Origin of the sequence: Allobosea sp. UC22_33 (assembly GCF_042700715.1) — a bacterium.
Taxonomy (GTDB): Bacteria; Pseudomonadota; Alphaproteobacteria; order Rhizobiales; family Beijerinckiaceae; genus Allobosea.
The window spans coordinates 3,365,476-3,379,069 of sequence record NZ_CP170556.1 but is presented as its reverse complement, the minus strand read 5'-3'; the positions used below and the strand labels follow the sequence as shown (position 1 = coordinate 3,379,069).

The window sequence follows — 13,594 nt, the reverse complement described above, 5'->3', positions numbered from 1 at the left end:
CAATCTGTGAATTCGCGACGTGCGGCCGGTCAGGCCGCGCGTTCGAAATACGACTGCAAGGATCGTACTTCGAGATCGCCGCTGCAATAGGCCTTTATGCCCTCCGCCGCTGCGATCGCTCCGGCCAAGGTGGTATAATAGGGCACCTTGTGCAAGAGGGCCGTGCGCCGGAGCGGGCGGGAGTCCGCAAGAGCCTGCGGCCCCTCGGTGGTGTTGAACACGAGCTGGATCTCGCCGTTCTTGAGCGCATCGACGACATGCGGGCGGCCTTCGAGGACCTTGTTGATCTTCGAGGCCTTGATGCCCTGCTCCTGCAGGTGGCGCAGCGTGCCGCCGGTCGCCAGGATGCGGAAGCCGAGATCGGCGAGGATGCGGACCGCCGGCAGGATGCGCGGCTTGTCCTCGTCACGCACCGAGACGAAGACCGTGCCCTTGACCGGCACCTTGGAACCGGCGCCGAGCTGGCTCTTGGCGAAGGCCGTGTCGAAGGAGCGGTCGAGGCCGATGACCTCGCCCGTCGAGCGCATTTCCGGCCCGAGCAGGACGTCGACGCCGGGGAAGCGCGCGAAGGGGAAGACCGCTTCCTTGACGCCGACATGGTCGAGCTTCGACGGCTTCAGGCCGAAGCTGGCCAGCGCCTCGCCGCCCATGATTCGGGCCGCGATCTTGGCGATCGGCTGGCCGATCACCTTGGCGACGAAGGGCACCGTGCGCGAAGCGCGCGGATTGACTTCGAGCACGTAGATATCGCCGTCCTTGATGGCGTACTGGACGTTCATCAGGCCGCCGACATCGAGCGCGAGCGCCATCGCCTTGGTCTGGCGCTCCAGCTCGGCGATCGTCTCGGGCGAGAGCGAGCGCGGCGGCAGCGAGCAGGCCGAATCGCCGGAATGGATGCCGGCTTCCTCGATATGCTCCATGATGCCCGCGACGAAGACGTCCTTGCCGTCGCAGAGGCAGTCGACATCGACCTCGATCGCGTCCGACAGGTAGCGGTCGAACAGCAGCGGGTTCTTGCCCAGCACCGTGTTGATCTGGCCGGTCTTGTCGTTCGGATACTTGGCCTTGACCTCGGAAGGGATCAGCGAGGGCAGGGTGCCGAGCAGGTAATCCTCGAACTGCACCTCGTCGCGGATGATCGCCATGGCGCGGCCGCCGAGCACATAGGAGGGGCGCACGACGAAGGGCAGGCCGAGCTCGGAGACGATGATGCGGGCCTGCTCCACCGAGTAGGCGATGCCGTTCTTCGGCTGCTTCAGGTGCAGCTTGTCGAGCAGGCGCTTGAAGCGGTCGCGGTCCTCGGCGAGGTCGATCATGTCGGGCGACGTGCCGAGGATCGGGATGCCCGCTTCCTCCAGCGCGTTGGCCAGCTTCAGCGGGGTCTGCCCGCCGAACTGGACGATGACGCCGAGCAGCGTGCCGTTCTGCTTCTCGGTCTCGAGGATCTCGAGCACGTCTTCCGCCGTCAGCGGCTCGAAATAGAGCCGGTCGGAGGTGTCGTAGTCGGTCGAGACCGTCTCCGGGTTGCAGTTGACCATGATGGTCTCGTAGCCGGCGTCGCGCAGCGCGTAGCAGGCATGGCAGCAGCAATAGTCGAACTCGATGCCCTGGCCGATGCGGTTCGGCCCGCCGCCGAGGATCACGACCTTCTTGCGGTCGGACGGGTTGGCCTCGTCCGCCATCCTGCCGGCGAAGGGCATGGCGTAGGTCGAGTACATATAGGCGGTCGGCGAGGCGAACTCGGCTGCGCAGGTGTCGATGCGCTTGTAGACCGGGCGGACCTCCAGCGCGCGGCGGAGCGTGCGGACCTCGGCCTCGGTCTTGCCGGAGACCGCGGCGAGGCGCTTGTCGGAGAAGCCCATCGCCTTGATCTGGCGGAAGGCGCCCGGCGTGGTGGGCAGGCCGATGGCGCGGATCTTCTCCTCGGTCTCGACCAGCTCGCGCATCTGGGCGAGGAACCACGGGTCTATCTTGCAGCTCTCGTGGATTTCCTCGTCGCTGAAGCCGGCACGCATGGCCTGCGCGACCTGGAGGATGCGGTCGGGCGTCGGCGTCGAGATCGCCGCCTTGATGGCGTTGCGGTCGTCGCCCTTGCCGTAGCCCTCGATCTCGATCTCGTCGAGGCCGTCGAGGCCGGTCTCAAGGGAGCGCAGCGCCTTCTGCAGCGATTCCTGGAAGGTGCGGCCGATCGCCATGGCCTCGCCGACCGACTTCATCGCGGTGGTCAGCGTCGGCTCGGAGCCCGGGAACTTCTCGAAGGCGAAGCGCGGGATCTTGGTGACGACATAGTCGATCGTCGGCTCGAAGGAGGCGGGCGTCGCGCCGCCGGTGATGTCGTTCTCGATCTCGTCGAGCGTGTAGCCGACGGCAAGCCGCGCCGCGACCTTGGCGATCGGGAAGCCCGTGGCTTTGGACGCCAAGGCTGAAGACCTCGACACACGCGGGTTCATCTCGATGACGATCATCCGCCCCGTGGCCGGGTCGATCGCGAACTGTACGTTCGAGCCGCCGGTCTCGACGCCGATCTCGCGCAGCACCGCCAGCGAGGCGTCGCGCATGATCTGGTATTCCTTGTCGGTCAGCGTCAGCGCCGGGGCGACGGTGATCGAATCACCGGTATGGACGCCCATCGGATCGAAATTCTCGATCGAGCAGACGATGATGCAGTTGTCCTTCTTATCGCGGACGACCTCCATCTCGTATTCCTTCCAGCCCAGCACGCTCTCCTCGATGAGGACCTCGCTGGTCGGGGAGGCGTCGATGCCGCGCTCGACGATGTCGATGAACTCGCCCTTGTTGTAGGCGATGCCGCCGCCAGTGCCGCCCATGGTGAAGGACGGGCGGATGATCGCCGGCAGGCCGATATCCTCCAGCGCGTCGAGCGCCTGGCCGAGCGTCTTGATGTGGTGCGAGCGCGGGGTGTCGAGGCCGATCTTGGTCATCGCCTCGCGGAAGAGCTCGCGGTCCTCGGCCTTGTCGATGGCCTCGGCGGTGGCGCCGATCATCTCGACGCCGAACTTCTCGAGCACGCTGATCTTGCTGCCATCGGGCTGGACGATCGACTTCTTGTTGAGCGAGAGCGCGCAGTTCAGCGCGGTCTGGCCGCCCATCGTCGGCAGGAGGGCGTCGGGGCGCTCCTTCTCGATGACCTTGGCGACGATCTCGGGCGTGATCGGCTCGACATAGGTCGCATCGGCCAGGTCCGGATCGGTCATGATCGTCGCCGGGTTCGAGTTGACCAGGATGATGCGGTAGCCCTCGGCCTTCAGCGTCTTGCAGGCCTGGGTGCCGGAATAGTCGAACTCGCAGGCCTGGCCGATGATGATGGGGCCGGCGCCGATGATCAGGATGGACTTGATGTCTGTGCGCTTGGGCATGATCTCGACCGGTCTTGGGCAGGCGCGCGCAAAGCCGGTCCGATCGGGCGAGCGGAGGCCTGGCGAGCGTCTGAATGAATGCTAGGCGCTCGCTATAGACGGCGAAGGCCGCGGGGGAAAGCTAAAAGGAGCGGCACGGCCAGATGTGCACGGCTTCGTCATGCCGCTTGCCAGACACGCACTCCATATGAAATGTTATATTATAACATTTCATATGGAGTGCTGCCTCATGCGTCGCCTGCCCGTCACCGTCCTGTCCGGCTTCCTGGGAGCCGGCAAGACGACCCTGCTCAACCACATCCTCAACAACCGCGAGGGCCGCAAGGTCGCGGTCATCGTCAACGACATGAGCGAGGTGAATATCGATGCCGATCTGGTGCGGGAGGGCGGCGGCAAGCTCTCGCGCACCGACGAGAAGCTGGTCGAGATGAGCAATGGCTGCATCTGCTGCACGCTGCGCGACGATCTGCTGGCCGAGGTGCGCCGTCTCGCGGAGGAGGGACGGTTCGATTACCTGCTGATCGAGGGGACGGGCATCGCCGAGCCGCTACCGATCGCCGCGACCTTCGAGTTCCGCGACGAGGAGGGGCTTTCGCTGTCGGATGTCGCCCGCCTCGACACGATGGTCACGGTGGTCGATGCGGTGAGCCTGCTGAAGGACTACGGCTCACGCGATTTCCTGCGCGAGCGCGGCGAGACGGCGGGGGAGGGCGACGAGCGCACGCTGGTCGACCTCCTGGTGGAGCAGATCGAGTTCGCCGACGTGGTCGTGCTGAACAAGATCTCGGATGCTTCGCCGGAGCAGCGCGAGGCCGTCAGCAAGATCGTGTGCGCGCTCAATCCGGATGCGCGGCAGGTCGAGGTGGATTTCGGCAAGGTGCCGCTTGATGCCGTGCTCGACACCGGGCTGTTCGACCATGAGAAGGCGCAGGAACATCCGCTCTGGCACAAGGAGCTCTACGGCTTCAAAGACCATGTGCCGGAGACGGAAGAATACGGCATTTCCTCCTTCGTCTATCGGGCAAGGCGTCCGTTCCATCCCGAGACGTTCAACGCCTTCATCGGCCGGACATGGCCGGGGCTGATCCGCGCCAAGGGACATTTCTGGCTGGCGACCCGGCCGGACTGGGTCGGTGAGATGTCGCTTGCCGGCAGCATCTGCCGGACCGAGGCGATGGGCTTCTGGTGGGCGGCGGTGCCGCGCTCGCGCTGGCCTGATCATCCAGAGTGGAAGGCGATCCTGAACCGCCACTGGCATTCGGTCTGGGGCGATCGCCGGCAGGAGCTGGTCTTCATCGGCACCGAGCTCGACGAGGCGGCGATTCGCGCCGCGCTCGACCTCTGCCTCGTCGGCGATGCATTGCCACTGCGGTTCAACCCCGAGCGATATCGCGACCTGCCGGACCCGTTCCCGGCCTGGCGGCGGGCGGAAGCGGCCTGATCCGGGCCGCGCCGTTTCAACTGCGGGCCGGCGCTGCCGTCTCACACAGGGCCGGCACGCGCCTGGCGGCGCGCTTGCGATAGAGTGTGAATGCCAGCACCGCGAGCGCTGCGACCTCGCAGGCGGCGCCGACGAAGCCGAGCGGCCAGGTGCCGGCATGGCGCATGACCTGCTGGCCGAGCGCCGCGCCAGCCGCGATGCCGAAATAGAGCGCGGAGGCATTGAGCGAGAGCGCGACCACCGTCGCGTCCGGCGCCATCGCCGCCAATCGCGACATCTGCGAGGGATGGCCGGCCCAGCCCGCCGCGCTCCAGACGAAGAGCACGAAGGGGATCGGCCAGATCGCCAAAGCCGGCGGCAGGCTGATCGCGATCAGCGAGGCGGTGAACAGAGCCGCCGCGAGGATCGACAGCACCACTGTCAGCGAGCGCTCGGGGCCGAAGCGGTCGCTGGCGATGCCGCCGAGCTGGTTGCCGATGGCCGAGCCGAGCCCGGAGACGACAAGCGTCGCGGCGAGCCAGGGGCCGGTGATGCCGGCATGGTTGGTCAGGAAGGGCGCGATATAGGTGTAGAGAACGAAGGCGCCGGTGGTCCACAGCATGGTCGTGGCGAGCGCCAGCAGCACGTCGCCGCGGCCCGCAACCTGAAGCCGCTCGCGCAGGGTGTTGGTGCTGTGCGGCAGGCCCTTGGGCAGCTTGACCAGAAGGCCCGCCAGCGAGAGTGCGCTCAGGGCCGCGACGATCAGGAAGGCAAGGTGCCAGCCGCCGAAGCCGACGACCGCCGTGCCGATCGGGATGCCGAGGATCAGCGAGACGGTCATGCCGCCGGTGACGAGCGCGATGGCGCGGCCGCGCCGCTCGGGGGCGGAGACCGCGACGGCGACGGCATTGGCGGCGGGCATGAAGACGCCGGCCGACAGGGCCATCACGATGCGGGCGGCCATCACCACCCAGAAGTCGGTGGCGAAGGCGGCACCGAGATTGGCGAGGCCGAAGACGGTCATCGCGCCGACGAGAACCGCCTTGCGGTCGGCATCGCCGAGCACGGTCGAGAGGATCGGCGAGCCGACGGCATAGGCCAGCGCGAAGATCGAGATGAGCAGGCCGGCTGTGTCGACCGAGACGGAGAGGCCGGAGGCGAGATGGGGCAGGATGCCGGTGACGATCAGGCTGCCCGTGCCGATGGCGAAGGCGCCGCCGGCGAGCGAGAGAAGGCGCGTATCCATGGGAGTGATCCTTGCGGATGATCGCTGTTTCGAAAGCTGGGTTCGAAATTCAATGATCGTTGAAATAAACCCCTGCCGCAATGACCGCAAGGGTAATTTCAATGAATGTTGAATATTGTCAGGAGCGGCGGCATCGCCTATCTCGGAGGCCATGAAGCCGGTTTTTCACCCTGATATCGAGGATGTCGCGCCTGCCGACGTGTTTGGCGCGCTGGCCGATCCGATCCGGCTCGGCATCCTCGTGGCGCTCTCCGAGGTCAACGAGGTCGATAAGGCGCGCTGCAGCCATTTCACCGCCTTCGCCTCGCCCTCGCTGCTGTCCTACCATTTCGCCAAGCTGCGCGAGGCCGGCATCACCCGCATGCGGGTGGAGGGAACCTCGCGCTATCTCAGCATCCGGCGCGAGGAGCTGAACCAGCGCTTTCCGGGGCTGATCGACAGCGTCATCGAGACGGCGCGGCGCGATCCCAACCTGCCGCGGCTGGGATCGGAATGGCTCGCGGGTGCCGAGCAGGCTCAGGGTCAGACTTCGTCACGTTGACAGGCCCTCGTACGGGTCTAGCGTCCTTGCTTCCGCGATGGCGTCGAGCCGGATCGCGACACGGCACCGGCCACGCCCGAACCCGAGCAGCATGGCCATGCGTGCTGCCGACCCTTAGAAACTCGATGCCCTGGTGGGACGTCTCGTCGGCGATGTCGGTGCCTCCGTCACCGGCGCCCTGATCGTACTGGGCGACCAGCTCGGCCTCTACAAGGCGATGGCTGACGGCAAGCCCGTCACCTCCCTACAACTGGCGGAGAAGACCGGCCTCAAGGAGCGCTATCTGCGCGAATGGCTCGCGGGCCAGGCCTCGGCCGGCTATGTCGATTACGACGATGGCAGCGACAGCTTCAGCCTTTCGCCCGAGCAGGCCATGGCCTTCGCCGAGGAGGACAGCCCGGCCTTCTTCGCCGGCGCCTTCGAGATCGTGCAGTCGATGTTGTTCACCGGAGGCGCGGAAGCCGGTTGAGTCCGTGAGGTGATGATGTAATGTTATAGTATTGCATATTGCCTCGGAGCTTTCCCGTGCCTTCCTTCCGCCTTGCCGCTGCCTGCTTCGCCGGCTGCCTGCTCGCCTCCGCGGCGCTCGCCCATGATCATGCCCCGCTGCGCGGGCGCCTCGTCTTCGCCGATCACGAGAAACCGGTCGTCCGCATTCTCGATCTCGACAGCGGCGAGGTTACGCACAGCTTCGACGTGCCGAAGGCCAATCCCGGCTTCGCCGGCGTTTCCGGCGGGCGCTATGTCGTGGTGAAGACCGGGGACGAGGCGGGTACCCTGCGCATTCTCGACACCGGGCTGATCGCTGAATCCCATGGCGACCACATCGATCTCGACAAGGCCACGCCGAAGCTGCTCGACTTTGCCGCGAAAGGCGACCGGCCGGCGCATGTGCTCTCCGGCCATGGGCAACTCGCGCTGTTCTTCGACGGTCTGCGCCCCTGGGAGGGCAAGAGCGAGCCGAAGGCCGTGCTGGTCGCGATCGGCGACCTCGCCAAGGACAAGCCCACTGTTACGATCTGGCCGAGCCCGGCGCCGCAGCATGGTATCGCCGTGCCGCTCGGCAACCGGCAATGGCTGATGTCGATCCCGAACCCGGCCTATGCCAAGGGCGACGATCGCAGCGCCTCGTCGCGCCCGAACGGCTTCGAGGTTCTCGAGCAGGGCAAGGACTGGAAGCGCGTCGCGCTGTTCGACGATGCCGCAAAGCCCGACGCCTCCTGCAAGCTCTTCCACGGCTCGGCCGAAGCACGCGGGCGTCATGTCTTCGGTTGCGCCGAGGGCGAGGGCGGCGGATTGCTGATCCTGTCCAAGCCCGGCAAGGGGGCCGGCGCGAGCTGGAGCGGGCGCAAGCTCGGCTATCCCGACGAGCGCCGCGTCAGCGCGCTGAAGTCGCGCGACAGCGGGCGCCATCTCGTCGGCAATTACGGCTTGAAGGCGCCCTATGACGCGCTGCTGCGGATCGATCCGGAGGTGAAGGCGCTGATGATCGAGGATGTGCTGGCGGTGCCGGGCGGGCAGGCCGCCTGCCAGTTCGAGCTCGGCGGCAATGGCAGCCGGCTCGCCAATCTGACACCGGACGGCAAGCTGCGCATCTACGAGATCGCGCCGGCCTGGAAGGAGCTCGCGGCCTTCGATGCCGTGCCCGCCTTCGATTGCGCTTATGGCGCGAAGACGCCGACGCCGAGCCTCGCCGTGATCGGCGGCAACGCCTTCGTCAGCGACCCGACCAATGGCCGCATCCGCGAGTACCATCTCGATACGCTGAAGCAGGGGCTCGACATGCCCGTCGGCGGCATGCCGGCCAATCTGGCCGGCAGCGACGCCGGCTGATGGGCTTCCGCGAACCCACGGCATCCTCTAGGAAGCGCGGATGCCGCTTCGCCGTTATCCGCGCCAGTTCCGACAGCTCGCCGCCTATGTCCTGGCCGGCGGGCTGACCGCGGTCGCGCATTACGGCGTGCTGATCGGGCTGGTCGAGATCGGTCGCATCGACCCGGTGCCGGCGACGCTTGCCGGCTTCATCGTCGGCGCGCTGGTTTCCTATGCGCTCAACCGCTGGATGACGTTCGACGCGACCCGCAGCCATGCCCAGGCCGGCTGGCGCTTCGCCCTGATCGCGTCCGGCGGTTTCGTGCTCACCGGCATCCTGATGCATCTCTTCGTGGCGCGGGCGGGCCTGCCCTATCTGCCGATGCAACTGGTCACCACGGGCGTGGTGATGGTGTTCTCGTTCCTCGGCCACAAGTTCTTCAGCTTCGCGGACAGGGCGGCGTGACGCGCCAGGCGCCCGCCGCCTGTAGCCGTCTCAAGGCGTCGGGGCGACGGTCAGCGTGATCTGCCTGCGGCCGATGCGGCCTTCCTTGTCGGTGGCCTCGATCTCGATGATGTGGCTGCCGCTCGGCACGACGACGGAGGGCGCGTCGATGCCGCCCGGCGTGATGTACTGCTTGATGCGCTGGGTGATGTCGACCGGCGGGTCGCGCCGGTAGAAGACGCGCACGGTCGCCGGATCGACCGGCACGCCGTTTGCCGGCATGAAGCGCACGTTGAGGCGGAAGGGCTTGCCGTCGACGCCCTTGTCAGGGGTCGGCAACGTGTCGATGCCGGGGCCGCGGGTCAGATTGCGCGTGCTGGCCGGGACCTTGGGCCCGGCCGGCAACCCCGCTTCTTCGCGGGTGATGAGAGGGATCGGGTCGGCGGCTTGTGCCACCGACAGCATGGCGGCGGTGGCGAGAACGGCAGGCAGAATGTGCCTAATGAGCACAGACGTCATCATCGTCCTATTTCACTCCAAGGATTGCGGCGATCAGGCCGGCGATTGCCGAAATGGCGGTGCCGGCCATCAGGATGGTGGTTTCGATGGTCTTCAGCGTTTCCATCGGCACCTTGCCGTGGACGGCCTGAAGCCCCTTCCGCAGTTCCGGCAGCGAGACGAGGCCGCGCGCGGCGAGCGCAGCCTGCGTCACGCGCAGCAACATCCCCGAGAACATCGAGGCGGCGATGCTCAACGCGTAGAACGAGGTCTCGCGCCAGGCCACCGCCCCCTGCGGAAGGAGCGGTATGTTGTCGTGCCAGCCCAGCAACGCGTTCATGGTCGCGACGGAAAAAATCGCGAAGGCGACGGCGACGCCGATATCGAAGACGATCAGGCGCGGGCGGATGCCGAAATAGATCAGGCCGGTGAAGAACGGGATCGCGATCGAGGCGAGGCGCAGCGTCCACAGCGGCAGATCGAGCCAGAGGATGACCGCGCAATAGGCGAGCAGCAGCAGCACGAGACCGAATGGCAGCACCCAGAAGCGCCGGCGCGCGACCGAGAAGGCGACCGGTGCCGCTTCCCGCTGGGGTTCCACCAGGTCGGCAAAGGTGACAGGCGCAGGCTCGGGCACCCGTGCGCTGGCGGGCGCGGGACGCCTTTCCTCCGGCTGCTTCTCGAGGGCGGCGAGCCGCTCTTCCAGTGCATCCAGGCGGCGCAGCAACGGCAGAACGGGCGTGAGGTCCCGGCCGCAGCTACGGCAGGACAGCACGCCCTTGTTGAGCGCAGCTTCGCAATAGGGACAGGTGAACTGGTCCTGCACGGCAATCTCGCGAGGGCAAGTCGCGGTCAAAGCCATATCCGAAGCGTCAAATCAAGGCATATGACGAACTTCCGTAAGGGAAGATCGATGCAGAGGCGTCGGATTATCGGTCTGGATTCTACTTTCGTCTATGCCGCCGCCTTGATGGCCTTGAAGGTCATGCGGTGCGGGTTGTGGCCGAAATTCCCCGGCCGCTGCACATCGGCGAAGCCGGCTTCGCGGATCAGGGCGGTGATCGCCTCTGCCGTATAGGTCGAAAGGCCGTACTGCGCCCGCAGCTTGCGGTAGTCCGAGAAGGCGGTGCGGACGAGGCCGCCGAGCGCCGCCATGAGGAAGCCGCCGCGCCAGGCGAAGGCGAGCAGCTGGGAGGCATCGGTCAGTGGACTGACGTCGGGCGGGATAACGTCGGCGAGGATGAGCGCGCCGCCGGGCTTCAAACGGTCTCGCCAGGTTTCCAGCAGCGCCTTCAGTTCGTCGCGCGAGAGATACTGGAGCAGGGAATTGGCGACGACGAGATCGAGCGAGGCCGGCGGCAGGGCCTCGACCTCTTCCGGCGAGACCACGACGATCGTGTCCTTGCGGCCGAACTGGGCGCGCAGCTTGTCGCGCACGGTCGGCGCCGCCTCGCAGAGATAGAGCTTGCCGCAGGAACCGGCGACGCGGGCGGCGTCGAGCGCTTCGCCGCAGCCGTGGTCGAGCACGACCGCTTCGGCTGAGGGGATATGGCCGATCAGGTCGGTCGCGATGGCGCGGTAATGCAGGGCCTTGTGGCGCGGCGAGACATAGATCGAATGCTCGCCGTTCCAGAAATCGCGCCAGGACATGTGTTCGGTCGACCCTCGGATTGCGCCCACTATTTCCGATGACTACGCACAAGCCGGCTGGCTCTGCAACAGCCGGGGGTTTCGACGCCGCGGCGTTTCCGCTTTAGTTGGCGAATCGAGATGGGGGGTGTCCATGCTGCTGCTGCCGCGATTGCTCAAGCGGTTCATCCGCCACGGACGGCTGACGGTCATCACGCCGGACGGCAAGCGGCATGTCTTCGGATCGGGGCCGGCGGAGCTGCTTTTCGCCGGCGTCACCAAGACGGCGCCGGCCGTCACCGTGCGCTTCCGCGACAACCGCGTCGAACGCGAGCTCTTCCTCAATCCCGAGCTCGCTTTGGCCGAAGGCTATATGGACGGGCGGATCGATTTCGAGGACGGCACGATCCACGACCTGCTGGCGCTGTTTTGGCTGCAGCGCCGAGAGATGCGCAAGGACCCTTTGCAGCAGGCGATCCGCAAGGTGCGCTTCAAGCTCCGCCGCTGGCGGATGCATAACCCGCTCGGCGCCGCCGGGAAGAAGGTCAAGCACCACTACGACATTCCGACCGATTTCTATCGGCTCTGGCTCGACGAGACGATGACCTATTCCTGTGCCTACTGGCACAGTCCTGAGGTCGGGCTGGAGGCCGCGCAGAAGGCGAAGCTCCGCCACCTCGCCGCCAAGCTGAAGATCGAGCCCGGCATGAGCGTGCTCGATATCGGCTCGGGCTGGGGGGAGCTTGCGATCTATCTCGCCAAGGCCTGCGGCGCGAGGGTGACCGGGCTCAACGTCTCGCCCGACCAGATGGCGGCGGCGCAGAAGCGGGCCGAGGCGGCCGGCGTCGGCGATGCCGTGACGTTCATCAACAAGGATTATCGCGAGCTCGGCGGCACGTTCGACCGCGTCGTCTCGGTCGGCATGATGGAGCATGTCGGCGTCGCGCATTACGGCGAATACTTCGAGAAGATTCGTGATCTGCTGACCCCGGACGGGATCGCGCTGGTCCATTGCATCGGCCGCGTCGGGCCGCCCGGCTTCACCGGCCCGTTCTTCGACAAGTACATCTTCCCCGGCGGCTATGCGCCGGCGCTGTCAGAGGTCTTCGCGGCGCAGGAGCAGACGGGCCTGTGGGCTTCCGACTGCGAGTTCTGGCGCCGGCACTATCACTGGACGCTGGAGGCCTGGCGCGAGCGCTTCATGGCGAGGCGCGACGAGGTCGTCGCCATGATGGGCGAGCGCTTCGCGCGGATGTGGGAATTCTATCTCTGCGCCTGCTCGATCTCCTTCGATATCGGCGGCGACATGGTGTTCCAGCTCCTGCTCGGGCAGCACAAGAGCGCCGTCCCGATCATCCGCGACTACATCGCGGATGACGAGAAGGCGCTGGATGCGAGGGGGTTTTGAGGGGGAAGGGTTGGGTATCCAGGCGCCTCGACAAATCCTGGCTCGTCTTCGACAGCGTCGAGAATGATGAGCATGATCGCTGTGTCGATCTGTTCTCCCGCCCCGATGGAACGTTCGGCTTCGAGGAGTTCCGGCGCGATGTCGAGGATGCCGGCGTATGGACGCCGGTCCATTACTACTCGGGGATCATCTATGCCGCCCAGCGGGACGCCCTCGATGCAGCCACGCGCGCGGTCGCGTGGCTGTCGGATGCTCTGCAACGGCGGGCCGGATAGCCGCCCGCCGCGCTGCGCTTTCAGCGCTTGAGGTTGACCACGACCACCCCGGCCAGCGCCATGACGCCGCCGATCAGGCCGAAGATCGTCGGCACCTCGCCGAGCCAGAAGAAGCCGATCAGCATCGCCATTGGCGGCACGGCATACTGGAAGTTCGAGGCGCGGGCAGCCGGGAGCCGCGAGAGGGTGATCGCCCAGGTGCCGTAGGCGATCAGGCTCGGCACCACCGCGAGATAGACCACGGACCAGAAGGAGACGCTTGGCGCGGCTTTAGCCTGCTCGATGGCCGAAGGCAGGAAGGGCAGCAGCACGAAGCCGCCGATCGCCATGTTCCAGGCCGCGACATGGAGCGGCTTGTAGCGGGCGAATAGCGGCTTCTGCAGCACGGTGGTGATGGCGTTGCAGAAGGCGGCGCCGAGGATCAGCAGCACGCTGATGCCGATCTCGACATCGAGCCCCTTGCCGAGCGCGATCACGCCGATGCCGGCGAAGGACAAGGCCGTACCGAGCCAGGCCGTGAGGCTGAAGCGCTCGCCCAGGATCATCATGGCGAGCACGGCCGTCATGATCGGGTTGGTGTTGATGATGAAGGCGGCGGGGCCTGCCGGCACGACGCGCTGGCCGAAATTCAGCAGCAGGGCGTAGCCCGCGATGAAGATCACGCCGCCGACGAGGAAGCGCCAGATATCGCCGAGTTCGGGCAGCTTCGCCCGCGTCAGGATGAGGAAGAGCGCGGCCGGGGCGCCGGCGAGAGCGAAGCGCAGCGCGGCCATCTCGGCCGGGCCGAAGCCGGCGAGTCCGGCGCGGATCGCCGGGAAGGAGGAGGCCCAGGCCATGACCGTGAAGGTCACGGTGAAGACCAGCGTCGGATCGAGGCGCTGGGAGCCGGAGGCGGCGAGGGCGGGGGAAGCGCAGCTTGAGGAGGACATGGCGTCGGTCCGTC

The 13,594-nt window shown here is 66.6% G+C and carries 12 protein-coding genes and 1 pseudogene; 7 read left to right on the top strand and 6 right to left on the bottom strand.

Annotated elements, in window-relative coordinates:
- Positions 1 to 29: 29 nt before the first annotated feature.
- Positions 30 to 3,377 carry a carbamoyl-phosphate synthase large subunit gene (carB, locus tag ACFJGT_RS16305; RefSeq protein WP_377839437.1) on the bottom strand — a complete coding sequence of 1,116 codons (3,348 nt, stop codon included), beginning with the start codon at positions 3,375 to 3,377 and terminating at the stop codon, positions 30 to 32.
- 229 nt (positions 3,378 to 3,606) lie between these two features.
- Here carB and zigA point away from each other — a divergent pair, with 229 nt between their 5' ends.
- Positions 3,607 to 4,818: a zinc metallochaperone GTPase ZigA gene (gene zigA / locus ACFJGT_RS16300; RefSeq protein ID WP_377839430.1), complete on the top strand. Its 1,212-nt coding sequence runs from the start codon at positions 3,607 to 3,609 to the stop codon at positions 4,816 to 4,818.
- Between the two features lie 16 nt (positions 4,819 to 4,834).
- On the opposite strand, the gene ACFJGT_RS16295 is transcribed toward zigA, so the two are convergent.
- Complete coding sequence (locus ACFJGT_RS16295) at positions 4,835 to 6,043, bottom strand: MFS transporter (protein WP_377839425.1); 1,209 nt, start codon at positions 6,041 to 6,043, stop codon at positions 4,835 to 4,837.
- A gap of 151 nt (positions 6,044 to 6,194) precedes the next feature.
- On the opposite strand from ACFJGT_RS16295, the gene ACFJGT_RS16290 reads away from it, so the two are divergent.
- From ACFJGT_RS16290 to ACFJGT_RS16275, 4 genes and pseudogenes are all read left to right on the top strand, one after another.
- Complete coding sequence (locus ACFJGT_RS16290) at positions 6,195 to 6,584, top strand: helix-turn-helix transcriptional regulator (protein ID WP_257731423.1); 390 nt, start codon at positions 6,195 to 6,197, stop codon at positions 6,582 to 6,584.
- Positions 6,585 to 6,714: 130 nt separating this feature from the next.
- A pseudogene (locus tag ACFJGT_RS16285) lies at positions 6,715 to 7,023 on the top strand (SAM-dependent methyltransferase); the annotation flags it as partial.
- Positions 7,024 to 7,109: 86 nt separating this feature from the next.
- Entirely contained in the window at positions 7,110 to 8,417 is a 1,308-nt protein-coding gene (locus tag ACFJGT_RS16280; RefSeq protein ID WP_377839416.1) for a hypothetical protein, read from the top strand.
- A 40-nt stretch (positions 8,418 to 8,457) separates the two neighbouring features.
- Positions 8,458 to 8,862: a GtrA family protein gene (locus ACFJGT_RS16275; RefSeq protein WP_377839412.1), complete on the top strand. Its 405-nt coding sequence runs from the start codon at positions 8,458 to 8,460 to the stop codon at positions 8,860 to 8,862.
- A 30-nt stretch (positions 8,863 to 8,892) separates the two neighbouring features.
- Here ACFJGT_RS16275 and ACFJGT_RS16270 read toward each other — a convergent pair whose 3' ends face one another.
- The 3 genes from ACFJGT_RS16270 to ACFJGT_RS16260 all read right to left on the bottom strand — a co-directional run bounded on the left by ACFJGT_RS16270 (position 8,893) and on the right by ACFJGT_RS16260 (position 10,989).
- A complete protein-coding gene (locus ACFJGT_RS16270) occupies positions 8,893 to 9,351 on the bottom strand; it encodes a hypothetical protein (RefSeq protein ID WP_377839409.1) in 459 nt (152 codons plus the stop codon).
- Between the two features lie 16 nt (positions 9,352 to 9,367).
- Positions 9,368 to 10,195 (bottom strand): hypothetical protein, encoded by an 828-nt coding sequence (locus ACFJGT_RS16265; RefSeq protein ID WP_377839406.1) that lies wholly within the window; start codon positions 10,193 to 10,195, stop codon positions 9,368 to 9,370.
- 98 nt (positions 10,196 to 10,293) lie between these two features.
- A complete protein-coding gene (locus ACFJGT_RS16260; RefSeq protein ID WP_377839401.1) occupies positions 10,294 to 10,989 on the bottom strand; it encodes a class I SAM-dependent methyltransferase in 696 nt (231 codons plus the stop codon).
- A gap of 133 nt (positions 10,990 to 11,122) precedes the next feature.
- Between ACFJGT_RS16260 and ACFJGT_RS16255 the strand changes: the two genes are divergently transcribed.
- Positions 11,123 to 12,376, top strand: coding sequence for a class I SAM-dependent methyltransferase (locus tag ACFJGT_RS16255; RefSeq protein WP_377849000.1), 1,254 nt, complete (start codon positions 11,123 to 11,125; stop codon positions 12,374 to 12,376).
- Positions 12,373 to 12,651: a hypothetical protein gene (locus ACFJGT_RS16250; protein WP_377839397.1), complete on the top strand. Its 279-nt coding sequence runs from the start codon at positions 12,373 to 12,375 to the stop codon at positions 12,649 to 12,651. Before ACFJGT_RS16255 ends, ACFJGT_RS16250 begins: the two co-directional genes overlap by 4 nt.
- 20 nt (positions 12,652 to 12,671) lie before the next feature.
- On the opposite strand, the gene ACFJGT_RS16245 is transcribed toward ACFJGT_RS16250, so the two are convergent.
- On the bottom strand, positions 12,672 to 13,580 hold the full coding sequence (locus ACFJGT_RS16245; protein ID WP_377839393.1) for a DMT family transporter: 909 nt from the start codon (positions 13,578 to 13,580) through the stop codon (positions 12,672 to 12,674).
- Positions 13,581 to 13,594 lie beyond the last annotated feature (14 nt).

Excerpts from the sequence above, each read along its gene's own strand:
- carB (WP_377839437.1), bottom strand. The coding sequence starts at position 3,377 with ATGCCCAAGCGCACAGACATCAAGTCCATCCTGATCATCGGCGCCGGC.
- zigA (WP_377839430.1), top strand. The coding sequence starts at position 3,607 with ATGCGTCGCCTGCCCGTCACCGTCCTGTCCGGCTTCCTGGGAGCCGGC.
- ACFJGT_RS16295 (WP_377839425.1), bottom strand. The coding sequence starts at position 6,043 with ATGGATACGCGCCTTCTCTCGCTCGCCGGCGGCGCCTTCGCCATCGGC.
- ACFJGT_RS16290 (WP_257731423.1), top strand. The coding sequence starts at position 6,195 with ATGAAGCCGGTTTTTCACCCTGATATCGAGGATGTCGCGCCTGCCGAC.
- ACFJGT_RS16275 (WP_377839412.1), top strand. The coding sequence starts at position 8,458 with ATGCCGCTTCGCCGTTATCCGCGCCAGTTCCGACAGCTCGCCGCCTAT.
- ACFJGT_RS16260 (WP_377839401.1), bottom strand. The coding sequence starts at position 10,989 with ATGTCCTGGCGCGATTTCTGGAACGGCGAGCATTCGATCTATGTCTCG.
- ACFJGT_RS16255 (WP_377849000.1), top strand. The coding sequence starts at position 11,123 with ATGCTGCTGCTGCCGCGATTGCTCAAGCGGTTCATCCGCCACGGACGG.
- ACFJGT_RS16245 (WP_377839393.1), bottom strand. The coding sequence starts at position 13,580 with ATGTCCTCCTCAAGCTGCGCTTCCCCCGCCCTCGCCGCCTCCGGCTCC.